Genomic DNA, 24652 nt, shown 5'->3' on the forward strand with positions numbered 1-24652 from the left:
TAAGAAAGCGTTCATCCTCTTTCGCGCGCTAACGGGGTTGGCGGGAGAGTCCATTTTGAACGCTCGTCGACTGGGTGGGCTCATACGTGCTGACTGGTCTCGCACGCCAATTCGTTGTGCTGTCGTTGTCCCATGCGGGAGTGAAGGCCGGTTCGCGGATCGGCCTCACTGCCGTCTTGCTGCTTGCTGGCGCGGGCTCGGTTCATAACGCTGCCGCGCTGAACGAAACCAAGACGCTCTCCTTCCACCACACCCATTCCGGCGAAGATCTCACCGTCACTTTCAAGCGCGACGGCCGCTATGACGAAGCGGCGTTGAAGCAGCTCAATCACTTCCTGCGCGACTGGCGCACCCAGGACGAGACGGTGATGGACCGTCGCCTGTTCGACATCCTCTGGGAAGTCTACCGCGACGTCGACGGCAAGCAGCCGATCCAGATCATCTCCTCCTACCGCCCCCCCGCCACCAACGCCATGCTCCGCCGCCGCTCCTCCGGGGTGGCGCGCTTCAGCCAGCACATGCTGGGACATGCGATGGATTTCTACATTCCGGGCGTGCCGCTGGAGCAGATCCGCTTCGCCGGCCTGCGCCTGCAGCGCGGCGGCGTCGGCTTCTACCCGACCTCGGGCTCGCCCTTCGTGCATCTGGACACCGGCAGCATCCGGCACTGGCCGCGCATGACGCATGACCAGCTCGCCCGCGTGTTCCCGGACGGCAAGACAGTGCATCTGCCGACCGACGGCGTGCCGCTGAAGGGCTATGAGGTCGCCAAGGCCGAGATCGAGCGACGCGGAAGCGGTGACGATTCCGCCGGCAAGCCGAATTTCTTCGCCGCGCTGTTCAAGGGCAAGTCGGCAGCCCCGGCCGCCAGCGACGAGGATGACGAGGGCGCGCCCGCCCCGGCCGCGAAGCCGGCGGCACCGACCGTCGTCGCAGCCGCAGCCAAGCCGGCTGAACCGGTGCCGACCCCCCGCGCCAAGCCGCAGATCGCCACCACGATCCAGCTCGCCGCGGCCGATGCGCAGCTCGTTGCGCCGCCCAAGCCGAAGCCCGCACCGGTCGCTGACAAGCCCGCGGCCGGCAAGCCGGAGACCCCGGCCGACATCATCAATGCCCGCGGCTTCTGGGATGATGTCCCGGCTGCGCCGCAGCAGGCGACGCCGGCCCAGATCGCCGCGTTGAAGGCCCGCCAGGCTCTTGCCGCCGCCACAGATCCGCAGCCAACCGCGAGCGTGTCCAATGCGGCCCTTCAGGCGCTGGCATTCGCGCCGGCCGCCTCCCCGGTTGACCGCGCCAATGTCGTCGCCGCCTCGGCACCGATCCCTCGCTCCGCCCGCCCCGCCTCGCGCGGCCTTGCTCAGGCGACCGAGATCAACACGGTGGTCGGCAAGAGCGTCGACGGCATGGTCGCGACCGCGACCCGCCTCTCCGCCGCCAAGAGCGAGAGCATCTGGCTCAAGATCGTGATGCTGTCACCGAGCGCCAGCCGGGCGATGTCGGTCACGCTGATGGGCGAGCTCGATACCGCGGCGCTGCGCGGCTATTTCGTCAAGCCGCACGCCGTGATCGCGATGGGCTTCGGCGACGATCCGATGCAGGGCCTGTCCTGCGAGACGTTCTCCGGTAGCGCCACCGCAAAGCTCCAGACGACGTCGTTCGTCGTGCGCACCGCCGCGCTGCGCTGATAGAGGCGGCTATTTCCAAAAACTCGGACTCGTAGCCCGGCTGAAGCGAAAGCGTGATCCGGGAACGATCACGCGCGCAGCAAGAACCCGGACTTCGCTTGCGCTCCATCCGGGCTACGGCAGCCGTGCTCGAGGCGATGCGCCTCAGATCATGCCCAGCGCCTGCATGTAAGTCTCGAGAATCGTCTCGGCCTCGGCGCGCTCGTTGGGGTCCTGCTTGCGCAGGCGCACGATGGTGCGCAGCGCCTTGACGTCGTAGCCGTTACCCTTGCTCTCGGCATAGACGTCGCGGATGTCGTCGGAGATCGCCTTCTTCTCTTCCTCCAGCCGCTCGATGCGCTCGATGATGGATTTGAGCTGGTCCTTGGCAAATTTCGTCGCGGGCTCGTCGTCGCGGACGGCGGCGGAGGTGGCCATCTAGGTACTCCCAATGGAACTGGCAAAACGAGGTGACGCCGGCATCCTCACCGCGCGTGCTGGCTAGAACCCTTAGGGTTGGCGTCGACCGCGTTCAAGGCAGCATCGCGCTCGTCCACAGCGCGCCCACACCTTCCTGCAGCGGGGCCAAGAAAGCTGTTGTGTGATGCGACTCAAGGCCGCCGAACTCAGTGGCCGTGGGGATGGACCTTCTTCATCGTCTCGAGCTGCTCAGGCGTCGCCGTGCCCTGGTATTTCGACTTCCAGGTCTCATAGGGCATGCCGTAGACGGCCTCCCGGCTTTCGTCCTTGCTCAACGGCGCGCCTTGCGCGTCGGCGGCTTCCTTCAGCCAATTGGACAGGCAGTTGCGACAGAAGCCTGCCAGATTCATCAGATCGATGTTCTGAACATCCGTCCGCGTCTTCAGATGTTCGACCAGACGCCGGAAAGCGGCCGCCTCGAGCTCCGTTCTGGTTTTGTCGTCGATTGCCATGGCTATATCCCTTTGGGCCTGAACCGATTGAGGTCACCCTTACGGGATCAGGTGGGCGCTGTCACAGATTTTGCCATATCCCGGCGCAAACCAGCTCGAAGCTGGCGTTGCCGGCACTTTCGGGCAGTTCCTCGGCCCTACGCCAAATCGTCAATGATCTGGTATAGCTACCGCGACAATGATTGCCGAATCTCCCCACTCCCCGCTTCGCCTGCTCGCCCGGTTGGTCCCGGTGCTGGTGGTCGCCTTGTTGTGCCTTTGCGCCAGCCCCGCCTCTGCCGATTTCCGCCTCTGCAACAACACCTCGAGCCGGGTCGGCATTGCGCTCGGCTACAAGGACGCCGAGGGCTGGACCACCGAGGGCTGGTGGAACATCTCGTCACGCTCTTGCGAGACCCTGCTGCGGGGAACGCTCGTCGCCCGCTACTATTACATCTACGCGATCGACTATGATCGCGGCGGCGAGTGGTCGGGGCAGGCCTTCATGTGCTCGCGCGACAAGGAGTTCACCATCCGCGGCACCGAGGATTGCCTCGCGCGCGGCTACGACCGGACCGGCTATTTCGAGGTCGACACCGGCGAGCAGCGCGCGTGGACGGTGCAGCTGACCGACGCCAACGAACAGCCAGCGCAGCAACGCGTGCCTGGCCTGCCCGGCCCGGTCGGTCCGGGCGGGGTTCCGGGTTTGCCCAATGGCCCGCCCGGTGGTACGCCCCCCGCCGCGCCTGGCCTCCCGCCAGCCGCCGCCCCGCCCCCGTCTGGAAGTAAGCCATGAGGCGTCTTCGCCGTATCAAGATTCTCGCCACCCTGGGACCGGCCTCTTCAGATCTCGCGATGATCCGCCGCCTGTTCGAAGCCGGCGCCGACCTGTTCCGCATCAACATGAGCCATACCCCGCATGACAAGATGCGGGAGCTGGTGGCGACGATCCGCAACGTGGAGAGTAGCTACGGCCGGCCGATCGGCATCCTGGTCGACCTGCAGGGCCCGAAGCTCAGGCTCGGCGCTTTCGCCGAAGGCTCGGTCCAGCTCCAGAACGGCCAGACCTTCACGCTCGATTCCGACAAGACGCCCGGCGATGCCAGCCGCGTCCCCCTGCCGCATCCGGAGATCCTGGCTGCGCTCAGGCCCGGCCACGCGCTGCTGCTCGATGACGGCAAGGTCCGCCTGATCGCGGAGGAGACCTCGAAAGATCACGCGGTGACGCGTGTCGTGGTGGGCGGCAAGATGAGCGACCGCAAGGGCGTCAGCCTGCCCGACACCGACCTGCCGGTCTCGGCGATGACGCCGAAGGATCGCGCCGACCTCGAGGCGGCCCTCGTCACCGGCATCGACTGGATCGCGCTGTCCTTCGTGCAGCGCGCCGACGACGTGCTCGAAGCCAAGAAGATGATCCGCGGCCGCGCCGCCGTGATGGCCAAAATCGAGAAGCCGCAGGCGATCGACCGCCTCGCCGACATCATCGAGGCCTCCGACGCGCTGATGGTGGCGCGCGGCGACCTCGGCGTCGAGCTGCCGCTGGAGCGCGTGCCGAGCCTGCAGAAGCAGATGACACGGATGGCACGCCGTGCCGGCAAGCCGGTGGTGATCGCAACGCAGATGCTGGAATCGATGATCCAGTCGCCAGTGCCGACTCGCGCCGAAGTCTCCGACGTCGCCACCGCGGTGTATGAAGGGGCCGACGCCATCATGCTGTCGGCGGAATCGGCGGCCGGCAAATTCCCGGTCGAGGCGGTCTCGACCATGAACCGCATCGGCGAGGAGGTCGAACGCGACCCGACCTATCGCTCGGTGGTCACGGCCCAGCGTCCCGCGCCGGAATCCACCGCGGGCGATGCCATCGCCGACGCCGCACGGCAGATCGCCGAGACGCTCGATTTGCCTGCCTTGATCTGCTGGACCTCATCGGGCTCGACCGCGGTCCGCGTGGCGCGCGAGCGGCCGAAGCCGCCGATCGTGGCGATCACCCCGAACATCACGGCCGGCCGCCGCCTCGCCGTGGTCTGGGGGGTGCATTGCGTGGTGGCTGAGGACGCCCGCGATCAGGACGACATGGTCGGCCGCGCCGGCCAGATCGCGTTCCGGGACGGTTTTGTCCGCGCCGGCCAGCGCGTGATCATCGTCGCCGGCGTGCCGCTCGGCATCCCCGGCACCACCAACATGGTGCGCATCGCTTCGGTCGGCCCCGAGGGCGACGCGGACATGTAGGTCTGCCAAGCACGCGGCCGACACAAATATCGAAAAACAACCCCATGCAAAGTAGCCGGTGCCTCCGGTGAGCTTGCTGCGGTCTTGCCAAAAGGCCAGCTCAGGCAAGAACCTGAGCGGAGTCAGGTCGCCACCTCGCGCGCGCTGCGATTTTACGCGCCAACCAACGCCTTGGTCGCCGGCAGCAGGGTCTGCTGCACCACCAGACCACGGGCGCGGGCATCCATGACGCCGACGGCGCGCAGCGCCAGCAGCGTCACGGTCTGCACCGCATCGCGCATCTTGATGGGGTCATCGAGATTATCGGGCGCCAGCGGCCCGACCAGGGCCTCATGCAGCGCACCGAGCAAGGCGGTGGCGGCGAGCGCCGTGTCCTGCGCCGGCAGGTGACCGGCCCGCACCGCCGCGTCGATCCGGACCGCGATCTCGCCCGCGATCTCGCGCCGGCTGGCGAGCCTGGAGGCGCTGACATCGACATCGACGGGCTCGGCCAGGATGCCCCAGGCGAGCCGGCGCTGCGACAGGGTATGGACCGCCACCGTCGTCACGGCCGCGGCCAACGCCGAGGACGGCCCCGGCGCGGCATCGGCCGCCCGGCGGATCGCCGCGAGCTCATCGCGGGAGACCTCGGCAATGAGTTCGGAGATCAGCTCGGCCTTGGAGGGGAAGTAGCGGTAGACCGTGCCGGCCGCGACATTGGCCCGGACCGCGACCGGCGCGATCTGCACCGCCGCCATCCCGCCTTCCGCCGCCGTCTCCCGCGCCGCCGCCAGAATCGCGCTGCGCCGCGCCGCAAGGCGCTTAACCACTTGATGGGTCCGCCGATAAACCATGGCGCGCTTCCTGTCCCACACGCCTGCCGCACGCCCTGCGACCGAACGCTTCGTCACGTCAAAGATGCAAATCGCCCCGCAAGGACTGAACAACTATTCAGGGAGGATGACAAGATGGGAAATGCGTGAAGCGTCACGGCGATCCGGACTGGAGCGCCTGTCCCTGATTGCGCAGCCGCGCCATCGAACCTGCTGGCAAAGAGGAGCCAAAATGCTGCCCCGTGAGAAGCACCGAATCGGCCCCGGGCCGGAAACTGCCGCTTCTTAGTTCGCGCGCGTTGCAGCGAGCTGCGCCGATGCGACCTCGGCAGCCCGCCAGGCGGCGCAGCGGCCGAGGATCAGAGCGAAGACGATGAGTATCGCCGGGAAGCCAACAGGCTGTCCGAGAAACAGGAAAGAGGCAAGCAGCGCGAAGACGAGGGCCAGTGCCATCACCTCCGGGCGTGCGAAACCTTCATCGAGGCCGGCGCGGATGAGGAAGGCCACCGCGATGCCCAGCACAACCAGATCATACATGAAGAGATAAGGCGTCGTGAGCAGCGACGCTGCCGCGAGCATCGCTGCCTTCAGAGCATAAGGCAGTCTGCTCCGCCACATCACGACCAGCACGACGGCAACCGCGGCCGTCAATACCCACTGGAAGATCCATCCGAGCTGCTCGGTGCCGCCGACGTAGCGCACCAATGCGAAGATGCTCTGCATCTTGAACCAGGGCGCCCTTCCTTCGGTCAGGAAAGCCTGCGAGAACATCGGGATCCAGTGAAAGAACGCCTGCCAGCTTTCGATGCCGAAGGCGAACCAGGACAGCGCAGCGATCGCGGCGGTGACGATCGCTGCGGTGAAAAGCACGGTCCATTCGGCGGCGGCGAGCAGAACCAGCGGAAACAAGAGTCCGTATTGCGGCTTGTAGCTCAGTAGGCCGAGGCAGATTCCGGCCAGCACCGGCCGTTTCGGCATCAGATAGAGCATGCCGCCGATCAGCGATGCCGTCAGGAAACCGTTCTGCCCGACCAGGATGTTGAGGAACGCGGCCGGAAATCCAATTGCAATCACCAGGCCGGCGTTGCGCCCGATGATTGCGCGCATCACGGCGAGATAGGGCACCATGCTGAACGCGGCCCAGCCGATGAAGGCCACCGTATAGGGAAACTGCGCGAGGAACGAGGCGACGAACAGGAAGGGAGGGGGATAATGCCAGGCGAAATGGCCGACAAAATCCTGCTTGAGTAGCGCAAGCTCGACCTGCTTCTGAATGTCCCAGTCCCAGGCCTGCGCGGGATGACCCTCGAGCGCCAGCTTTCCGGCGGCCCAGACGTTGACGAAGTCCGTCGGGATGCCGCGTCCGTCGGCGTCAAAGATCCACTGATGGCTGAGATAAGCCGTCGGAAAATACGCCAGCGTGACGATCGCCAGCACGAAGGAGATGTTGAGGAGCGTCGCAGGAAGCGCGCCGTGACGACCAACGGCAGGCGAGACGGACGAAGCTTCAGCCATGCGGCTTCCTTTGACGCGAGACGACGACAGATGCGCTCAAGCCATACACCCGAGTGGCTTGAAGGAGGCTTAAGCCCGACGGTCGAATGCCCGGCGGCGATGCACCGGACAAAGCAAAAGAGCCCCGTCGATGACGGGGCTCTTCGCTAATCCGTAGGTGGTCCAGCCTTACTTCAGGCTGCTCGAGATCGCGCTGAACTTGGTGTTCAGCGTGCTGCCGAGGTTGTTGACGACGGTGATGATCGCCAGCGCGATGCCGGCAGCGATCAGGCCGTACTCAATGGCGGTGGCGCCGGATTCATCCTTCACGAAACGCGCAACGAGGTTCTTCATAGAGTGCTCCAAATGGGTACACGAGGCTTACAACTGATCTGGTCTCTTCGGCTTCCCAGCGCCGCCCGACCATGGAACCGAACGTAGGGACAAAGAATTGCGCCGCAGTTAATTCGCCTGCGTAAACATCGAGCGGTTTGCGTGTATTCGCCGATGGTAAACTGAAATCCAAAACAATCCGTTAAATTGTCGGGACATGAAACGGGCAGGGCGCCGCCGGTTTACTCGAAGTTATGACCGGCGTGGTCCAATGCCGGCGGCTCGGACTGAAGCGCGATGAGACGAATCGTTAATCGCACTTCAGGTGTTGCTCGGGCATGATCTTATCGGCGGAGCGCCACACGGTCTGCGCAAACGCGGCCTTCTCGTCTGGATCATGCTCGAACATCAAGAACGATAGGACGACGAGGCGGCATGTCCCTTTCCTTTGCCAACGGCGTCGCGGCGCAGAGCCGCGCGAGGGCCCTGGTGCCGCTGTGCGCCGGGGCCGGCGCTTATTTGTTCTTCCTCTACCTTGGGGACACGCGGCTACAGGATTCCGACTCGTTCTGGCAGATCAAGATCGGGCAATGGATCCTCGATCACCGCGCCATGCCCACCATCGACTTCTACTCCTTCACGCGAGCGGGCTCGCCATGGATCTCGACGTCGTGGCTGTCGCAAGTGCTGTTCGCCTTCTCCCACGCGCAATGGGACTGGGCAGGCCCCGTCATCCTGACCGCGGTCGGGATCGCGCTCACCGTCGCAATCTTCGTCTATCTGCTCGACGCGCAGATCGGGCCATCACGCGCCGTGCTGTTCGCGATGCTGGCGCTGCTGCTGTCGAGCCACCACGTGCTGGCGCGTCCGCATATCCTGGCACTGCCCGTCATGGTGGCGTGGGCCGGCCTCTTGATGGCCGCCGCCGACCGCAAGAGCGCGCCGTCCTGGACCTGGCTGCCGCTGATGGCGCTTTGGGCCAATCTGCATGGCGGTTTCGTGCTGGGCCTGGCGCTGATCGGCCCGATCGCGCTCGAGGCGGTCGAGCATGCCGAGAAGGAACGACGGCTTCAACTGTTCATGCGCTGGGTGCTGTTCGGAATCGGCGCGCTGATCGCGAGCTGCTGCACGCCCTACGGCTGGCGGACGCTGCAGGCCGCGACCAGCATCCTCGGCCTTGGCGAGCTGTTGTCGCTGATCATGGAATGGATGCCGGCGAACTTCGCCACGTTCACCGCGTTCGAAGGCGCCCTGCTCGGCCTGATCGCATTCGGCTATTATCGCGGGCTCGTGCTGTCGGCGCCCCGGATCTTGCTGATCCTGTTCCTGACCTGGAGCGCGCTGACCCATGTCAGGAGCATCGAGGCATTTGCATTCCTGGTGCCGCTGGTGCTGGCAAAGCCGCTCGGCGAGATGTTCCCGCGCCCGCCGGCTGACGCTGCAGGGGCCGACCGCTGGCCGGCCCGCTATGTCACGGCAGCAGGCGCGCTGATGATCGTGGCGGCAAGCTGGACCTCGACGTCGCTTTACATGGGGCACCACCGCTTCGCCTTCACGTTGACGCACACGCCGGTTGCGGCGGTCGACCTGCTCGATCAACGCAAGGCGCAGCGCATCTTCAACGCCTACCAGTTCGGCGGTTATCTGATCTCGCGCGATATTCCGGTCTTCATCGACGGCCGCGCCGAGCTCTACGGCGAGAAATTCGTCATGGACTTCTTCAAGGCGACGGAGGGCAAGAAGCCCGAGCTGCTGCCGCACCTGCTCGACGCGTACAAGATCGACGCAACGCTTCTGGGTGCCGATGCGCCGGGCCCGCAGATCCTCGACCAGCTCAAGGGGTGGAAGCGGATCTATGCGGACGACATCGCCGTGATCCATGTGCGGGACCATGCGGACGGCGCGCCCGCGACGCCTTCGAAGTGAAACCCTGGCTCAGGATGCGTATTCGTCACTGTGAGACGCCTTTCCAAATGCGCCGCAGACACGACCTGATCCACCCCGCTCAAGCTTAAGCGATCCTGCGACATGGCTCCTTCCGACAGGCCGACCTCGACCATCCCCACGCGTCTCGGCTCGGAGCGATTCGTGGCGATTGCCGTTCTTGCAGTGCTGGCGGCCGTCTCGTTTCTTCCAGTGCTGCTGACCCCCGTTCCTGCGATGGTCGATTATCCCAATCACCTCGCCCGCATGTACATTCTGAGCCAAAGCGGCACCCCCGATGCCAATCCGCATTACGATGTGGCCTGGGCATTCTATCCCAACCTAGGAATGGATCTGCTGGTCCCGCAGATGGCGCGGCTGATGGGCGTCGAGAACGCCACACGGCTGTTTCTGCTGCTGAGCCAGGTGCTGATCGTCAGCGGCGCGCTGCTGCTGGAATGGGTGCGGAAGGGACGGATTCATCTTGCCGGCTTCGCTGCGCTCGCCTTTCTCTATTGTCTGCCGTTCAGCTGGGGCTTCGTGAATTTCGAGTTCGGGCTCGGTCTCGCGATCTGGGGCATGGCCGTCTATCTGATGCTGGCAGAAGGCCCATGGCCGCTGCGTTTCGTCGCCAATCTGATCTTCGTCGCTGCGCTGTATGTGGCGCATTTCTTTTCGCTCGGCATTTACGGCGCGACTCTCGGCCTCTACGAGCTTTGGCGCTTTCACCACAAGCGCGCGGTGTACCCCGTCGCGGCCGCGCGGCTTGGCGCGTTGGCTCTCCCGGCGCTTGTGCTGTTTGGGATCATGCGCATGACTGCGGGCGCGATCGGCAGCGAAGGGACGAGCTGGTTCCTCGCATTAAAGCCGATCTGGCCGCTCCGCATCATGAACGGCTACAACCTGACGGTCGCGGCAGCGACCGGCCTGGCGCTCGCGATCTCGCTGTTCTTCGCCGTACGGCGCGGCGTCCTCAGGCTCGAGCCGGCCGGGATCTGGCTGGCGTTCGGCTTTGCCCTTCTCTACCTCGTCATTCCCTCAAAGCTGTTCGGAACCGCGTTCGTCGATCTGCGCGTGATCCCCGCCGCGGCCGTGATCCTGCCGGCCTTCTGCTCGCTGTCGTTGCCGAGCCGTGCATGGAGAATGGCTGCGCTCGCTGCGATCAGCGGCATCATACTGCTCAATGTCGCCGTCGTCCTCTCGGTGTGGTTGCCTTACCGCGCCGACTATGCGGCGATGATCGCCTCGTTCCAGAAGATCGATCGTGGCTCACGCATCCTGGTCGGCGGCATGGACGACAAGGGAGATCCGCCCTTCGCCGATCTCACCTCGTATCCGATGTTCTATGCGCCGACGCTGGCCGTGCACTATGCCAACGCATTCGTGTTCAACCTGTTCACGGAAGCAGGCAAGCAGCCGGTGCGGCCGCGTGAGGCCGTGCGCAATATTGCCATTCCCTATGGAGGGCCGGTGCCGGTAGGCCTGCTTGCCGCGGTCGCGGCAGGCCATCCCCCGCCGGACGTTCCGACATTCATACGCACCTGGGACCGGGATTTCGACTACCTCTATGTGCTGGGATCGCGGGCCGCGAATCCGCTGCCGGATTTGCTGGAGGTGCTGGATACCTCCGAACGATTCGTTCTCTACCGGATCCGCCGCAGATCCTAAACCGGGGCCGCCGCGGCGCGAGCTTGGTTAACCGGACTTCACCTCTCGGCCCCCCTTCAATACCGCGGGTCCTAGACCCTTAATTGTTGCGGCAAGGCGACCTTAACCACCGGCTCTTAGACTTCCGTCCCTGCAACCCAGTCGGAATCATTCGCATGGCGGCCAATTCCAGCTCGATCCGCTACAGCCTCGTCATCCCCGTATTCAACGAGGAAGCCGTGCTGCCGGTCCTGCTGCGCCGGCTCGATCAGGTCATGTCCAGGCTCGACGGGCCGGCAGAAGCGATCTTCGTGGACGACGGCAGCCGCGATTCCAGCTCGATCGTGCTTCGGGCGCTTGCGGCGCGCGACGAGCGCTTTCGCTATATCGGCTTTTCGCGAAATTTCGGCCATCAGATCGCCATCACCGCCGGCATGGACGCCGCGCAAGGTGACGCGGTCATCGTCATGGATGCCGATCTGCAGGATCCGCCGGAAGTGATCGAGCAATTGATCGCGAAGTGGAAGGAAGGCAACGACATCGTCCACGCCCGCCGCCTGTCGCGCGAGGGCGAGAGCCGCTTCAAGCGCGCGACCGCACATCTGTTCTACCGGCTGCTCGGCAGGATGTCCTCCGTCGGCATCCCCGCCGATGTCGGCGACTTCCGCCTGATCGATCGCAAGGTGCTCGACGCTCTCCGGCAGATGCCGGAGCAGGATCGCTTCGTGCGCGGCATGATCGCCTGGCTCGGCTTCCGCCAAGCCGAGGTCGCCTTCCACCGTCTCGAGCGCGCCGCAGGTGAAACCAAATATCCACTGTTCAAGATGGTCCGGCTGGCGGTGAACGCTGCGCTCGGCTTTTCCGATCTGCCCTTGCGGCTTGCCATCTGGTGCGGATTGACGGTCTCCGGGCTCGCGCTGCTCTACGGCGGCTGGGTGGTCCTGTTGTGGCTCAGCAAGGACAGCCATCTCGTGACAGGCTGGGCCTCGACGATCGTCGTCGTGTCGCTGTTGTGTGGAATCAACATGCTGATGACGGGCATCGTGGGACTCTATGTCGGCCGCATCCATGCCGAGGTGAAACGCCGGCCGCTCTACGTGGTGCAGACACGCGTCGGCTTCGATCGCGGCGCGGCGACGACGACACCAGCGATCCACGCGGTCAACGAATGACCGAGCTGTTCGACGGCTATCACGACAATTACCTTGACGTGGTCCAATCCTCGATCGCCTTCTCCGGCCTGCCGCATCAATTCTTCCAGCGTGCGAAGGTCGATCTGCTGCGCGACCTGATCGCGCAGCGGCTGGGCGCGAAGAGGCCCGACATGCTGGACGTCGGCTGCGGCGTCGGCAGCCTGCATCCCCCGCTGCACGGCATGGTCGGCCGCTTGAGCGGCATCGACGTGTCCTCGGCCTGCCTCGCGAAGGCGCGCCTCGCCAATGGCGGGGGCGACTACCGTGAATTCGACGGTCGCACCTTTCCGTTCGAGGACGCCAGCTTCGACCTGGTCACGGCTGTCTGCGTGATGCATCATGTTGTGCCGGCCGAATGGGCGCGCTTCATCGCCGAGATGCGCCGCGTGACGCGGCCCGGGGGACTCGTCTGCGTGATCGAGCACAATCCCTACAACCCGCTGACCCGCCTTGCCGTTGCGCGCTGCGAGTTCGACCGGGACGCCGTCCTGCTCGGCGCCGGCACGACGCGGAAGCTGATGGCTGCCGGCGGCCTGCGCGAGATCGGCGCGCGGCATTTCCTGCTGCTGCCCTGGGACACCAAGCCGGCGCGGCGCCTCGAACAGGCCCTGGGCGGCGTGTGGCTTGGAGGCCAATACGCCGCCTTCGGGACCGCTTGAGCTATCTTTGCTGCGTATCCCGCCGCTTGTGCACGACCGCCACCTCATCGCTGTAGACGCGCTGCCATTGGGGCAGCCGGTCGAGCATCGCCACCGCCGGTGTGTGCGGCGCGAGCAGCGTCGCGCCGATCTTGTAGTCGTCGAGCAGCTTGAGGAAATCACCGAGGTCGATCAGCGCTATGGCACGATTGTAGCGGTCGATGAACGGTCCGCCATACAATTCGGAGCGGCCATCGATAAAGGTGGGCATGCCGGCAAAGATCAAATAGCCGCCGAAGGAATAGTCGTTGAGCACAGGCCCGCCCTTCGCGAGATTGGCTTCGGCGATTGCGGCCTGAGGGGTGATGAACGGAGCCGGCCTGACGTCACGCGCGATGGCAGCCCCGCTCATCGCGATCAACACTGCGAGCCCCGCCAGATGGAGGCCGCGCGGCGAGATGGAAGCGTCGTCCGCGGCCGGTCCGCCGAACCGCCGGCCCAGCGGGGCTGCCAGATAGAGCGGCGCCAGCATGGCCAGCAGATCGGCATTGCGCTCCTGGGCCAGCGCGAAATGGAGCAACCCGATCACCACCAATGCCCGCACGACCGGCAACGTCACGCCGCGCGAGAGCGCAAAGATCCCGGCCAACAGCAGCAGCTCGAAGCCGCCGATATGGCTGAAATCATGCGGCCGCCACTCCGAGATCCAGGCGAGCGCGGAGCCGGCACCGAGTGTCGTCAGCGGCATCAGCAGCGGTTCCGGCCCGTGGGGCGTCAGGCACGACGCGGCGACCGCAAGGGCTGTGAACGGCAGCCACCGCAGGATCACGCGCGGCCATGCGCTTCGCGCCTCACGTAGCAGCGCCTCAAGCACCACAGGGCCGATGAGCCCAAGCGCCAGCACCCCGCTGCCGTGCAGATTAGCCCACACGACCAGCAGCGGCAGGGCCCAATATGGCGGAGGGCCGCCACGATCCATGCAGCGGACCAGCGCGGCCGCCCAGGTCACCATCAGCGGCAGCACGAGGACATGCGGCCGTGCCAGCATATGGGGTGTCAGCAAGATGACGGCCGCCACCACCATGAGCAGCGTCAGGGTGGGCGAAAGCTCGCGCAACAGGAAGAATGTGAGCAGGCCGAAGGCGAGCGCTATCGCCGCCGCCGCGATGACGACGACGCCTGGCCAGCCGGACAGCGCGTAGACGCCTGCATAGATCACTTCGGACAGCCATTCGAATGTGATCCAGGGCGCGCCGTGCATCGAAAAGGAGAACGGGTCGCTCGCCGGCAGGGTGTGATGCGCGATGATCCAACGCCCGACCTCGATATGAGAATAGCTGTCGGGATCGCCGAGCAGCCGCGGCCCGACGAGCAGCAGCACGCCATAGACGCAAAGGCCCACCGCCCAAGGGAGCGCTGCACGTGCCGAAAACGGTTGAACCGCGCTGTGGACGACCTGGTCAGTCATGGCGGGCCAAAGTAGGCCGCAAGCGTTAAGTTCTTCTTTAATGTTTCCCGCCTTCGCCCCGAGGCGGGCCGGCGGCCCCAGATTATCTCGAGCAGGTCGAAGCCGTATCGAAACCCGGCTGAACAGGTCCGGCGTGTGCGCAACTGAGAGAACGCACCGCGCCTTCAAATGCCCCTCTCGGTTCGGGTTGTCGCGCGTGATCGCAGGCTGCGTTCACTTCTCGGTGCGGACCGTCTTGGGAGCTGACGCGCCCGTTCAGTGATGCGGTATCATCCGATGGTCGACGGGGAAGGTGTCATGCTGCTTCGCAATCTCTTCATCGCACTTCTCATCACGGTCTCGATCACGGCTGCGCACGCAGCGCCGCAATGGCTCAGCCTGCCACCTACGCCGACCTTGCCCAAGGCAGCGCAGAGCGGCTTTGCACCCGTCAACGGCGTCAAGGTCTGGTACGCTGTGTTCGGCCGCGGCCAGCCCGTCCTGTTGCTGCATGGCGGTCTGGCCAACGCCAACTACTGGGGCCACCAGGTCCGCGCGCTGCAACGGCACTATCAGGTCATCGTCATGGAGAGCCGCGGCCATGGCCGCAGCAGCCGCAACCAGGAGCCGTATGGCTACGGTTTGATGGGCTCGGACGTGATCGGGCTGCTCGATCATCTCAAGATCAGGAAGGCCGCGATCGTCGGCTGGAGCGACGGCGCGATCATCGGCCTCGACGTTGCAATGAAGCATCCGGAGCGGGTGAGCAAGCTGTTCGCCTTCGCGGCCAACTCGGACCCGTCAGGTGTTGCGGATATTGCGTCAAGCGACGTCTTCAATGCCTACATTGCCAGGGCTGGAGAGGAGTACAAGCGCCTTTCACCGACCCCGACCGAGTACAAGAGCTTTGTCGCGGAGATTACCAAGATGTGGGAGAGCCAGCCGAAATGGACGGCTTCGGACCTCGCGGCGATCAAGGTGCCGACCTGGATCGTGGATGGCGATCACGACGAGGCGATCAAGCGCGAGAACACCGAGTTCATGGCCGCGGCCATTCCGGGCGCCGGCCTGCTGATCCAGCCAGAGGTCAGCCACTTCTCGTTCCTGCAGGACCCGGAGCAGTTCAATCAGGATGTGCTGCATTTTCTCGAGCGGCGGGATGCGTCAGAGCCTGCGGCGAAATAGCAAAACTCCGCGAAGGGGAATGCCGAGACATGCGCTCGCAATGACGGAGGCCGTGGCAACGGCTCGCGCTCCCCACGCCGCCGGGACTACTTCGCGACCTTCGCACGGTCCTTCACGGGGATCACCAGCTTGAGGCCGGACCAGACGTCGTCAACGGCGCAGACCTTGATGTCGACGAGGCCGTTGGCGAGTGCGGTCTCGCGCACCAACGTTTCCGTCACGTCGGTTGCGACACCGGAGGCCTTCTTCGGCCATGACGCCCAGATCATGCCGCCGGGGGCGATCAGCTTCCGATAGCTGCGCAGCTTGGCGGCGAAGCCCTTCGCTTCGGTCGTGAAGACATGCACCAGGTCGAGCGGAGCCTTGGCGGTCTTTGCGATCGTCACATCATCAGGCAATGCACCGACGATGTCGCCATAAGCAACGGACAGACCATCCACAAAAATACAAAAGCCCGGCTTGATGCCGAGCTTTTGCACTAACGGTTTGCCGGAATAGCCGGCCATGACCCGCAGGACTCACGCCTGCGGCTGCGGCTCCAGGCCGGGATCCGCATCCGGCCGCGGGCGCGGCGACTTGCCGGCCGGGGGCACGGCGGAGGCGCGCGGCGTGGCCGGCTCGAGCACGGATTCGCGGTTCGGCTTCTTGCCCTTGAGCAGGTCGACGATCTCGTCGCCGGTCAGCGTTTCGAACTCGAGCAAGCCCTTTGCCAAGGCTTCGAGATCGGCGTGCTTCTCGGTGAGGATGCGGGTCGCTTCCTTGTAGCCTTCCTCGACCAGGCGCTTGATCTCGGAATCGATCTTCTGGACCGTCGCCTCGGAGGCGTTCTGCGTCCGCGACACCGACATGCCCAAGAACACCTCGTCCTGGTTCTCGCCGTAGGAGACCGTGCCGAGCTCTTCCGACAGGCCCCATCGCGTCACCATCATGCGGGCAAGACGCGTGGCCTGCTCGATGTCTGAGGCGGCGCCCGAGGTCACCTTCTCGCGGCCGAAGATCAGCTCTTCGGCGACGCGGCCGCCCATCATGATGGCGAGGCGCGAGGTCATCTGCTCCAGCGACATCGACAGCTTGTCGCGCTCGGGCAGCTGCATGACCATGCCGAGTGCACGGCCACGCGGAATGATGGTCGCCTTGTGGATCGGATCGGTTGCGGGCACGTTGAGGCCGACGATGGCGTGACCGCCCTCGTGATAGGCCGTGAGCAGCTTCTCTTCCTCGGTCATGACGAGCGACTTGCGCTCGGCGCCCATCATCACCTTGTCCTTGGCCTCCTCGAACTCGGCCTGCGTCACCATCCGCTTGTTGCGGCGGGGGGCGGTGAGCGCGGCCTCGTTGACGAGGTTCATCAGGTCGGCGCCGGAGAAGCCCGGCGTGCCGCGCGCGATGGTCTTGAGGTTGATATCGGGCGCCAGCGGCACCTTGCGGACGTGAACTTTGAGGATCTGCTCGCGGCCGACGACATCAGGATTGGGCACCACGACCTGGCGGTCGAAGCGGCCCGGACGCAACAGCGCGGGATCGAGCACGTCGGGGCGGTTGGTCGCGGCGATCAGGATCACGCCCTCGTTCGCCTCGAAGCCGTCCATCTCGACCAGCAACTGGTTCAGCGTCTGCTCGCGCTCGTCGTTGCCGCCGCCGAGGCCGGCGCCACGGTGACGACCGACGGCGTCGATTTCGTCGATGAAGATGATGCAGGGCGCGTTCTTCTTGGCCTGCTCGAACATGTCGCGGACGCGGCTGGCGCCGACGCCGACGAACATCTCGACGAAGTCCGAACCCGAAATGGTGAAGAACGGCACGTTGGCTTCGCCCGCGACCGCACGCGCGATCAGGGTCTTACCGGTGCCGGGAGGGCCGACCAGCAGCACGCCGCGCGGAATGCGGCCGCCGAGGCGCTGGAATTTGCCGGGGTCGCGCAGGAATTCGACGATCTCCTGCAGGTCCTGCTTGGCTTCATCGACGCCGGCGACGTCCTCGAAGGTGACGCGGCCATGCGCCTCGGTCAGCATCTTGGCGCGCGACTTGCCGAAGCCCATCGCCTTGCCGGCGCCGCCCTGCATCTGTCGCGACAGGAAGATCCAGACGCCGATCAGCGCGATGAACGGCAGCCAGGAGACCAGCAGCGAGACGAACCACGGCACGTTGTCGCCCGGCGGCTTCGCGGTGATCTGCACCTTGCTGTCATACAGGCGCTTCACCAGCGTCGGGTCGTTCGGCGCGTAGGTCTGGAAGCTGGAGCCGTTGGTGAAGGTGCCGTGGATGTCCGGGCCCTGGATCACGACGTCGCGCACATTGCCGCGGTCAACCTCACTCAGCAGCTGCGAGAAGGCGATGTCCTGGGAGGAGGCCCGCTGACCCGGATTCTGGAAGAGCGTGAACAACGCCAACAGCAGCAAAACAATGATGACCCAGAGGGCGAAATTGCGCAGATTGGCGTTCATCGATCTTCCTTCGTGGTCGCGCGGATCGCGGCCGCATCCTTGGGCAGAGAAGAGAAAATCCCCAAGGAATCCTCTCGGTTAGACGCATACAATTTAGGTGCCGCCCCGGTCGCTGCCAAGGGAACGAGATGGGACTATTTAGCCCATCTTAGAGCGATTCCCGCTGAAATAATGGCGCCCGAAGCGGGGTTTTTCCTGCCTGGTTAAGGTGTCCTGACGGCGCGGGGGCGAAATGGCCGGTGTCATGATCCGCCCTGGTCCCACGCTTATCCGCCCTTGCGGCGCCGGGCCGGCGCCGGTGCGATCTGGATACGCCCGCCGGCGAGGCTGATCAAGGCTCCCGCTAGGGTCTGCCTCAAGGCCGGCCGGCCATTTGCGGCTGCAGCAGGACCTGCGGCGATGGCCTGATCGAGCGCGGCCAGGAGGGATTCGACCTTGCCGAGTTCCGCTGGCCCTTCGTGCCCGAGCGCGTTGACGGCCCGCAGCAGGAGCCGCAGCCGGACCTCGTCCGGCAACGCCGCAAAGGCCGCAGCCTCGAAGCTTCGGACGCCCGCCTGCGGCGCATCGCCGCGATCCCGCAAACGGAGGAAGCGCTCGGCGCCGTCGGCCAGCCCCTCGACCGCCGCATTGGCCCGCGCCAGCCTGGTCGCGAGCCGCGCCAGACTCTTGCTATCGCCGCCCTCGGCCGCGAGGAGCGGCAGCAGCGCCCGCAGCCGCGGCCGGGTGAAGGCGGTGTCGCGGTTGGTGGGGTCGTCGGCAAAGCCGATCTTGGCCCGCTTGAGCGTCGCGATCAGCTGCGATTTCGAGACGTCGAGCAGCGGCCGCGCTAGCACGATCCCGTCGCGCTCGCTGAGGGAGGCCATTGCCGACAGACCCGCAAGCCCGCTGCCGCGCAGGAGGCGCATCAACAGGGTCTCGGCCTGGTCGTCGCGGGTGTGCGCAGTCAGCACATGGCTCGCGCCGACGGCGCGCGCGGCCTGCACGAGCAGGCGGTAGCGGGCCTCGCGCGCCGCCGCCGGCACCCCCGTCCTCGGCTTTGCGCCGCGCCAGCGCAGGGTCCGGTGCGGCAATCCGAGTTCGGCGGCGAGCCGCTTGACCTCGCGCGCCTCGCGCGCTGCCTCCCGCCGAAGGCCATGATCGATGGTGACGACGGTGAGACGCGGGCCGCGCACGAGGCTGCGTTGCCAGCGGGCCATAAGCCACATCAGCGCGACCGAGTCGGGCCCACCGGAGACCGCGAGCACCAGCGCCGGCGCGGCTTTCAGGCCGGCGAAGAGCCGCCTCGCCTCACGTGTCGAGATCGGAGAATTGTCATCGTCTGACATGACGCCGCCCAGCAACTGCCAGCGAATGGCGGGCGCAATCTAGCGCAGCGCCGTCCGCTTTGTCAGCGATCAGCGCCGTGGATCAGCACTTCACCCGCTTCTGCTCGCGGTCGACCGCGGCTTTGACGCCGGCGGAAGCGCGCGGATATTTGCGGCCGACCTCGCCGAAGGCGGCGCAGGCGGCTTCCTTCTCCTTGAGGGCCGCAAGTGACTGGCCGAGCCGCAGCAGCGCATCCGGCGCCTTGGCCGATTTCTCGTATTTGGTGGTGACGGCGAGGAAGGCCTCGGCGGAATCGCGATATTGCTGGCGCTGGAAATAGCTCTCGCCGAGCCAGTATTGCGCGTCTCCGACGAGCGGATCGCTCGGGAATTTCTGCGAGAAGTTCTTCATGGTCTGCTCGGCCAGCGCGTAGTCCTTGCGCTGCATGTAGCCGATACCGAGATCGAACTCGTCGCGCGGCGTTGCCGAGGGGGGCAGGGTGCTCAAGCCAGCACCGCCGGAAGGCGCCGGATAGCCCTGTTGGGCCGGCGGATAGCCCGGCTGCGCTGCCGGGGGCGCGGCCTGCGGCTGATAGCGAGGACTTGTGTTGGCGAGATCGAGCGGCTCCCCGGCGCCGCGACCGCCGGGTGCACCCTGACCTCCTGTCGGCATCGGCTGCTGCCCGCCGCCGAGCGCGCGCGGGGCGCCGGGCGCATTCGGATTCTGGTTCGGGTCGAACGCATCGCCGCGGCGGCTTCTGCCGGGGGCGCCCGGTGCCGGCTGCTCCTGAACGATCGGAGCGGGAGCTGCGATCTGCGGTTGCTCATAATTCGGCTGGGCCGGCTGCTGCTGCCGATAGGCCGGCGCGACTTGCGCGGGCGGAACGGCGGCAACGTTGGGCTGGACCGGCGCCTGTCCGGGCGCGCCCTGCGCGCCGCCCTCGAGCGCCCGCAGCCGCTCTTCGAGCTGGCGATTGCGGTATTGCAGCTCTTCGTTCTGGCCGGTGAGCTGGCGCAGCTGGTTCTCCAACCGCTCGATCCGCATCTCGGGATCGGCATCATCCGACTGCGCAAAGATCGACTGCGCAAGTGCGGGCGAGCCCAAAGCGAGCAGCGCGGCGATCGCCACGGTGCCGGTAAAGACCTTAAATCTCGATGACATCTTGCCCTGACGACGAAAGCGAAATGGCCTGCGACGGAACATTCGACGCGCCACACATTGAAGGGGAGTACGCCAAAACTGTGACTGGCACCACGGGGTTTTCGGTCACGGATTGCTGAAACGAAACCGGCGCCCGAGAGGGCGCCGGCATAATCGGTTTCTGAAGATGAACGGCGCCTGACTGGCGTCCGTATATCGGCGTCAGGAGCTCGCGTTCAGCACGGTGACGGCACGACGGTTCTGCGACCAGCAGGAGATATCGTTACAGACGGCGACCGGCCGCTCCTTGCCGTAGGAGATGGTGCGCATGCGGTTCGGATCGATGCCGCGCGAGGCGAGGAACGAGCGCACCGACTGGGCTCTGCGGGCGCCGAGCGCGATGTTGTATTCGCGGGTGCCGCGCTCGTCGGCATGGCCTTCGATGGTGAAGGAGTAGCGCGGATAGGTCTGGAGCCACTGCGCCTGCTTCTCGAGGGTCACGATCGCCTGCGGGGTCAGATCGGTCTGGTCGCTTTCGAAGAACACGCGGTCGCCGACGTTGACCACGAAGTCCTGCTGGCTGCCCGGCGTCGCCGCATTGGCCATCGCATCCGTCGCAGCATTCTTGTTGGCGCAGGCGCCCATCGACAACGCGACGGCGAGCACCGCGGCCAGCTTCAATCCCTGGAGGATACGCATAGGATGTTTCATTCCGGAGCCTCCACGCTCACGTTTCGTCCACTGCTGTCCGGTCTACAGGGGGTTGGTTAAGCGAACGTTCCGTCAACCTTGACGGAACCTTGCCCCAGCCGATCAAATGCCCCCAACCAGCGAAAAGCACCCGTCATGGTTAATGGGTTGTAAATGTGGCGCGAGGGTGAAGGCAAGCCAGGGTGACCGGCAAAAACGGCGGGGTCTGCTTGAATTTTTGCCACCTTCCATCAGGAGGATGGAACGAGGCCCGGAAGAGCCGCCGCACGTGAGGCCCGAGCAGTGCCTGCCACGAGCACCGGGCGCGGGACGGCGGCGCGGACATTGCCGCGCTCGAACAGCATGCGCCGCTCGAACGCGCTCGAGCGCATAATTGGGAAGCGGGTCAGGACGCGCTCGCGCAGGCTGCGGAAATCAGACGTCATCAATGCGACGTTGATGTGCAGGTTCGGAGCCGAGCGCGGCCCGGTGATGGGCTGGTGCAGAAAGCCCCGACGGTAGAACGCCTGATGTTCGGCGCGACCCGCCGCAAGCCCCGTGTCCGCCTTGAAATCCTCGCAGGCTAGATAAGCGAGCCGTAGCGTCAGATACGGGAGCTCCGGAAACTTCTTGGCCTTCTCGGGGTCGGCGACGAAACGACATGGATCAACGAAAATCTCGCCCCGATCGAGGCGCGGGTAAAGCACATCGCTGAACAGGTCACTGGTATGGGACATCCGCCATTCCGACGTCAGAACGTGGAGACGAAGAGAGCTGCAGAGTTCCCCGTCGACATAGACCCCAAAGGTCCACGCGTTGGGCGCATCGTCATAAGGATCCGTGACGCGCTGAGACTCCGATTCGGAGATCAATCCGCCGTGCAGATAGCCTCTGTAGCGCAGCGCACAGATGCGGTCCCTGTCTTCCGGACTTTCGATGAGCCGGTAATCGATTCTGTCGAAAATCCCTGCCCCCCGCATCGAAAGCGGGGCGCGCGGCTCGGCCCGGGATTCCATCTGATACTCCAAACACGATGAACAACTTCCGCGAGTTTGGAAAGATTAATGATTCCTTAACAGGATTGCAAAGGCTTGAATTAGTTAGGGTTAACTCCCCGTATGACTACGGAGACGCTGCAACGAATTGAAACAACGCGAGATTTAAGAGAATCGGGATCTCAGGCGAAGGAGCGCGACGAAATCGCGACGAGCGGCTCATCCAAGCGGCGGCCATGCGAGGCGTTGAGAAGCTGGCGCACCCGCACCGCCGGCACCGGCCGGCTGAACAGATAGCCCTGCCCTTCGCTGATCGTGCCGTCCGCGCTGATCAGCTCGAGCTGCTCGTTGGTCTCGATGCCCTCGACCACGACCGACATGCCGAGATCGGCGGCGAGCCGCGCCACGCCGCGCAGCAGCGTCAGCGGCCGATCCGCATCGATGCCTTCGAGGAAGGAGCGGTCGATCTTCACCTTCTGCATCGGAAAATTATGCAGATAGCTGAGGCTCGAATAGCCGGTACCGAAGTCATCCAGCGAAATGCGCACCCCGAGCGCATGAAGCTGCGACAGAACGTCGTGCGTGAGCTGAGTGTTGCGCAGCAGCGAGGATTCGGTGATCTCGATCTGGAGCCGATGCGCCGGGAGGCCCGATACTTCGAGCGCATAACGGATTTCGTTGAGCACGTCGCGCTGGTGGAATTGCTGCGGCGAGAAATTAACGGCGACGCTGACGCTCTCCGGCCACTTCATGCATTCCATGCAGGCACGGCGCAGAATCCAGCGGCCGAGATCGACGATCAGGCCCATGTCCTCGGCAACTGGAATGATGTCGACCGGCGAAACCGTGCCGCGCACCGGATGATTCCAACGTAGCAGGGCCTCGCAGGTGGTGATCTTGCCGGACTTCAGATTGACCAGCGGCTGATAGAACAGCTCGAACTCCTCGTTGGCGAGCGCCTTGCGCAGATCGAGCTCGAGAATGCGGCGCGCCTCGACGGTCGCCGCCATCTCGTCGCGGAAGAAGCAGAAGGTGCCGCGGCCGTCCGCCTTGGCGCGATACAGCGCCATGTCGGCGTTCTTTAGCAGCGTATCGGCACTGGCACCCTCCGGGGAGGTCAGCGCGATTCCGACGCTGGCGCCGATCTCGACCAGGTGATTGTCGATGCGGTAGCGCTCGCTCAGCCGCTCGACGATGCGGCGGGCGAGCGCGGCGGCGTCCTCGGGCGAAGAAATGTTCTGCTGAAACACGACGAATTCGTCGCCGCCGAAGCGGGCGACGAAATCCTCGGGGCGCAGCATCTCGCGCAGACGGTTGGCGACCGCGCACAGCAGCTGGTCGCCGCAGGGATGACCGAGCGTGTCGTTGACCTGCTTGAACTGGTCGAGGTCGATGAAGAGCAGCGCGGAGAGGCGCTCGGAATGATGCGAATTCTCCAGCAGCCGCTCGATCTCGTGGTGGAAGCTGACCCGGTTCGGCAGCGCCGTGAGCTCGTCATAGCGAGCCAGATGGCTGATCCGGGCCTCCGCATTGGTGCGTTCGGTGATGTCTTCCAGCAGCAGCACCGTGCCGCCACCGGTCATCGGCTGGAACGTCCACGACAGCGTGCGGCCGCGCGAGGAATCGGGATCGGCGGTGACGATCTCGCAAACCCGCGCATGCGCGATCTTGGCCATGATCTGGTTGCCGCTCTCCGCCGAGATCGAGCCGGCGGACACACAGGCCGACACGATCTCGGCCGCATTGACGCCACGCTTCACCAGATCGTTGGCCAGGTCCATCAGCTCGACGAAGCGATGGTTCATGACCGCCAGCCGCCCATCGGCGCGGAACATGCACAACCCGTGCGGCATGTTGTTCAGTGCGGTATCGAACTGACCAGCGAGCGCCGCTTCGCGCTCCCGCGCTATGACCGCCTGCATGAAGATTCTGTGCAGATTGGCCGAGAGCTTCACCAGGGTCACGAGGAAGACCGCACTCACGACAGACATGGCTATGTAATAAGGCGTGCCGCGCAAGGCCAGCGCGAGGACAGTCGGACCGAAGATCAGCGACACCTGAAGCTGAAAGGCCCACTGCCGTCCGTAAGCCCTGCCCGCGCCGCCCGCGGCGAGCCCAGTGGTGACCGACAGGGCGATCATGTGGGCCACTGCGTCGTCAGTCCACAAGAGCGTGGCGGAGCACCAGATTCCAATCGCAGCGGCCTGGATCGTTGTCCCGAGCTGTGACCATCTCTGCCAGCTCGCAGCTTCATCGACGGTCAGTGGAGCTTTGCGTTGCTGATAGCGGCGTAGCCCAAAGGCCCGGAGAACTCCGGTGAGGACAAGCAGCGCCACACAGCCCCAGATGACATTGCTTTCCGTCTTCAGCGCGGTCATGGACGCCGCGATGACTGCGAAGGCCAGACCGGCGAGCAGCGGACCGGGTGCTTCAAACAAAGAATCGAGCAGCGCCGCCGAAATCGTAGATGACGTCGGCCACCGATCGGGCTGTCCGCTTTGAGTTGCAAGTTGCATTTTCGGGCCGCACGCGTCCTGTCTGCGCGTACTTTTACCCAGACCAGATGAAGCCTTTCTGAGGGAACATCGTTAAAGTCAGGTTG

General features: G+C 65.1%; 21 protein-coding genes. 8 read left to right on the top strand and 13 right to left on the bottom strand.

What is annotated here, in order from left to right:
* Positions 1-86: 86 nt before the first annotated feature.
* Complete coding sequence (locus tag X268_RS27480; protein WP_245477680.1) at positions 87-1685, top strand: peptidoglycan L,D-endopeptidase MepK; 1599 nt, start codon at positions 87-89, stop codon at positions 1683-1685.
* 144 nt (positions 1686-1829) lie between these two features.
* Here X268_RS27480 and X268_RS27485 read toward each other — a convergent pair whose 3' ends face one another.
* Together X268_RS27485 and X268_RS27490 are read right to left on the bottom strand one after the other, a co-directional pair.
* Positions 1830-2102 (bottom strand): DUF2312 domain-containing protein, encoded by a 273-nt coding sequence (locus tag X268_RS27485; RefSeq protein WP_008546273.1) that lies wholly within the window; start codon positions 2100-2102, stop codon positions 1830-1832.
* Between the two features lie 188 nt (positions 2103-2290).
* A complete protein-coding gene (locus X268_RS27490; protein ID WP_128927830.1) occupies positions 2291-2596 on the bottom strand; it encodes a DUF1244 domain-containing protein in 306 nt (101 codons plus the stop codon).
* Positions 2597-2774: 178 nt separating this feature from the next.
* On the opposite strand from X268_RS27490, the gene X268_RS27495 reads away from it, so the two are divergent.
* Both X268_RS27495 and pyk read left to right on the top strand, forming a co-directional pair.
* Positions 2775-3371: a DUF1036 domain-containing protein gene (locus tag X268_RS27495; RefSeq protein WP_128927831.1), complete on the top strand. Its 597-nt coding sequence runs from the start codon at positions 2775-2777 to the stop codon at positions 3369-3371.
* Entirely contained in the window at positions 3368-4804 is a 1437-nt protein-coding gene (pyk, locus tag X268_RS27500; protein ID WP_128927832.1) for a pyruvate kinase, read from the top strand. Before X268_RS27495 ends, pyk begins: the two co-directional genes overlap by 4 nt.
* A 152-nt stretch (positions 4805-4956) precedes the next feature.
* Here the strand turns inward: pyk and X268_RS27505 are convergent, their stop codons facing one another.
* The 3 genes from X268_RS27505 to X268_RS27515 all read right to left on the bottom strand — a co-directional run bounded on the left by X268_RS27505 (position 4957) and on the right by X268_RS27515 (position 7464).
* Positions 4957-5637 carry a TetR/AcrR family transcriptional regulator gene (locus tag X268_RS27505; RefSeq protein WP_128927833.1) on the bottom strand — a complete coding sequence of 227 codons (681 nt, stop codon included), beginning with the start codon at positions 5635-5637 and terminating at the stop codon, positions 4957-4959.
* A gap of 264 nt (positions 5638-5901) precedes the next feature.
* Complete coding sequence (locus X268_RS27510) at positions 5902-7131, bottom strand: glycosyltransferase family 87 protein (protein WP_128927834.1); 1230 nt, start codon at positions 7129-7131, stop codon at positions 5902-5904.
* A 168-nt stretch (positions 7132-7299) separates the two neighbouring features.
* Positions 7300-7464, bottom strand: a complete 165-nt coding sequence (locus tag X268_RS27515) for a Flp family type IVb pilin (protein WP_128927835.1) — start codon at positions 7462-7464, stop codon at positions 7300-7302.
* Between the two features lie 414 nt (positions 7465-7878).
* Here X268_RS27515 and X268_RS27520 point away from each other — a divergent pair, with 414 nt between their 5' ends.
* The 4 genes from X268_RS27520 (at position 7879) to X268_RS27535 (ending at position 12865) form a co-directional block, all read left to right on the top strand.
* The gene (locus X268_RS27520; RefSeq protein WP_128927836.1) at positions 7879-9369 is read left to right on the top strand and encodes a hypothetical protein; all 1491 of its coding nucleotides are present in this window, start codon (positions 7879-7881) and stop codon (positions 9367-9369) included.
* A 102-nt stretch (positions 9370-9471) separates the two neighbouring features.
* Positions 9472-11034, top strand: coding sequence for a hypothetical protein (locus X268_RS27525; protein WP_128927837.1), 1563 nt, complete (start codon positions 9472-9474; stop codon positions 11032-11034).
* A gap of 155 nt (positions 11035-11189) precedes the next feature.
* On the top strand, positions 11190-12185 hold the full coding sequence (locus tag X268_RS27530; protein ID WP_128927838.1) for a glycosyltransferase family 2 protein: 996 nt from the start codon (positions 11190-11192) through the stop codon (positions 12183-12185).
* The gene (locus X268_RS27535; protein WP_128927839.1) at positions 12182-12865 is read left to right on the top strand and encodes a class I SAM-dependent methyltransferase; all 684 of its coding nucleotides are present in this window, start codon (positions 12182-12184) and stop codon (positions 12863-12865) included. Before X268_RS27530 ends, X268_RS27535 begins: the two co-directional genes overlap by 4 nt.
* 1 nt (position 12866) lies before the next feature.
* Here X268_RS27535 and X268_RS27540 read toward each other — a convergent pair whose 3' ends face one another.
* A complete protein-coding gene (locus X268_RS27540; protein WP_245477682.1) occupies positions 12867-14480 on the bottom strand; it encodes a hypothetical protein in 1614 nt (537 codons plus the stop codon).
* Positions 14481-14609: 129 nt separating this feature from the next.
* Between X268_RS27540 and X268_RS27545 the strand changes: the two genes are divergently transcribed.
* The gene (locus X268_RS27545; protein ID WP_128927840.1) at positions 14610-15476 is read left to right on the top strand and encodes an alpha/beta fold hydrolase; all 867 of its coding nucleotides are present in this window, start codon (positions 14610-14612) and stop codon (positions 15474-15476) included.
* 86 nt (positions 15477-15562) lie between these two features.
* Here the strand turns inward: X268_RS27545 and X268_RS27550 are convergent, their stop codons facing one another.
* The 7 genes from X268_RS27550 to X268_RS27580 all read right to left on the bottom strand — a co-directional run bounded on the left by X268_RS27550 (position 15563) and on the right by X268_RS27580 (position 24566).
* Complete coding sequence (locus tag X268_RS27550; RefSeq protein ID WP_128927841.1) at positions 15563-15982, bottom strand: DUF3052 family protein; 420 nt, start codon at positions 15980-15982, stop codon at positions 15563-15565.
* Positions 15983-15994: 12 nt separating this feature from the next.
* Complete coding sequence (ftsH, locus tag X268_RS27555) at positions 15995-17920, bottom strand: ATP-dependent zinc metalloprotease FtsH (protein ID WP_128927842.1); 1926 nt, start codon at positions 17918-17920, stop codon at positions 15995-15997.
* Between the two features lie 266 nt (positions 17921-18186).
* A complete protein-coding gene (tilS, locus tag X268_RS27560) occupies positions 18187-19245 on the bottom strand; it encodes a tRNA lysidine(34) synthetase TilS (protein ID WP_128927843.1) in 1059 nt (352 codons plus the stop codon).
* A gap of 82 nt (positions 19246-19327) precedes the next feature.
* Positions 19328-20386 carry a tol-pal system protein YbgF gene (gene ybgF, locus X268_RS27565; protein WP_128927844.1) on the bottom strand — a complete coding sequence of 353 codons (1059 nt, stop codon included), beginning with the start codon at positions 20384-20386 and terminating at the stop codon, positions 19328-19330.
* Between the two features lie 201 nt (positions 20387-20587).
* Positions 20588-21076: a peptidoglycan-associated lipoprotein Pal gene (gene pal / locus X268_RS27570; protein ID WP_018641585.1), complete on the bottom strand. Its 489-nt coding sequence runs from the start codon at positions 21074-21076 to the stop codon at positions 20588-20590.
* Positions 21077-21306: 230 nt separating this feature from the next.
* Positions 21307-22071 carry an N-acyl amino acid synthase FeeM domain-containing protein gene (locus tag X268_RS27575; RefSeq protein WP_128927845.1) on the bottom strand — a complete coding sequence of 255 codons (765 nt, stop codon included), beginning with the start codon at positions 22069-22071 and terminating at the stop codon, positions 21307-21309.
* Between the two features lie 161 nt (positions 22072-22232).
* Positions 22233-24566 (bottom strand): putative bifunctional diguanylate cyclase/phosphodiesterase, encoded by a 2334-nt coding sequence (locus X268_RS27580; protein WP_128927846.1) that lies wholly within the window; start codon positions 24564-24566, stop codon positions 22233-22235.
* Positions 24567-24652 lie beyond the last annotated feature (86 nt).

The organism is Bradyrhizobium guangxiense (assembly GCF_004114915.1).
GTDB classification, from domain to species: Bacteria; Pseudomonadota; Alphaproteobacteria; order Rhizobiales; family Xanthobacteraceae; genus Bradyrhizobium; species Bradyrhizobium guangxiense.

What these genes read in the sequence shown, in the direction of transcription:
- tilS (WP_128927843.1), bottom strand. Translation starts at nt 19,245, where the DNA reads ATGTCAGACGATGACAATTCTCCGATCTCGACACGTGAGGCGAGGCGG.
- pyk (WP_128927832.1), top strand. Translation starts at nt 3,368, where the DNA reads ATGAGGCGTCTTCGCCGTATCAAGATTCTCGCCACCCTGGGACCGGCC.
- X268_RS27485 (WP_008546273.1), bottom strand. Translation starts at nt 2,102, where the DNA reads ATGGCCACCTCCGCCGCCGTCCGCGACGACGAGCCCGCGACGAAATTT.
- X268_RS27495 (WP_128927831.1), top strand. Translation starts at nt 2,775, where the DNA reads ATGATTGCCGAATCTCCCCACTCCCCGCTTCGCCTGCTCGCCCGGTTG.
- X268_RS27490 (WP_128927830.1), bottom strand. Translation starts at nt 2,596, where the DNA reads ATGGCAATCGACGACAAAACCAGAACGGAGCTCGAGGCGGCCGCTTTC.
- X268_RS27520 (WP_128927836.1), top strand. Translation starts at nt 7,879, where the DNA reads ATGTCCCTTTCCTTTGCCAACGGCGTCGCGGCGCAGAGCCGCGCGAGG.
- X268_RS27535 (WP_128927839.1), top strand. Translation starts at nt 12,182, where the DNA reads ATGACCGAGCTGTTCGACGGCTATCACGACAATTACCTTGACGTGGTC.
- X268_RS27515 (WP_128927835.1), bottom strand. Translation starts at nt 7,464, where the DNA reads ATGAAGAACCTCGTTGCGCGTTTCGTGAAGGATGAATCCGGCGCCACC.
- X268_RS27510 (WP_128927834.1), bottom strand. Translation starts at nt 7,131, where the DNA reads ATGGCTGAAGCTTCGTCCGTCTCGCCTGCCGTTGGTCGTCACGGCGCG.
- X268_RS27505 (WP_128927833.1), bottom strand. Translation starts at nt 5,637, where the DNA reads ATGGTTTATCGGCGGACCCATCAAGTGGTTAAGCGCCTTGCGGCGCGG.
- X268_RS27525 (WP_128927837.1), top strand. Translation starts at nt 9,472, where the DNA reads ATGGCTCCTTCCGACAGGCCGACCTCGACCATCCCCACGCGTCTCGGC.
- X268_RS27575 (WP_128927845.1), bottom strand. Translation starts at nt 22,071, where the DNA reads ATGGAATCCCGGGCCGAGCCGCGCGCCCCGCTTTCGATGCGGGGGGCA.
- X268_RS27545 (WP_128927840.1), top strand. Translation starts at nt 14,610, where the DNA reads ATGCTGCTTCGCAATCTCTTCATCGCACTTCTCATCACGGTCTCGATC.
- ybgF (WP_128927844.1), bottom strand. Translation starts at nt 20,386, where the DNA reads ATGTCATCGAGATTTAAGGTCTTTACCGGCACCGTGGCGATCGCCGCG.
- pal (WP_018641585.1), bottom strand. Translation starts at nt 21,076, where the DNA reads ATGAAACATCCTATGCGTATCCTCCAGGGATTGAAGCTGGCCGCGGTG.
- X268_RS27580 (WP_128927846.1), bottom strand. Translation starts at nt 24,566, where the DNA reads ATGCAACTTGCAACTCAAAGCGGACAGCCCGATCGGTGGCCGACGTCA.
- X268_RS27550 (WP_128927841.1), bottom strand. Translation starts at nt 15,982, where the DNA reads ATGGCCGGCTATTCCGGCAAACCGTTAGTGCAAAAGCTCGGCATCAAG.
- X268_RS27530 (WP_128927838.1), top strand. Translation starts at nt 11,190, where the DNA reads ATGGCGGCCAATTCCAGCTCGATCCGCTACAGCCTCGTCATCCCCGTA.
- ftsH (WP_128927842.1), bottom strand. Translation starts at nt 17,920, where the DNA reads ATGAACGCCAATCTGCGCAATTTCGCCCTCTGGGTCATCATTGTTTTG.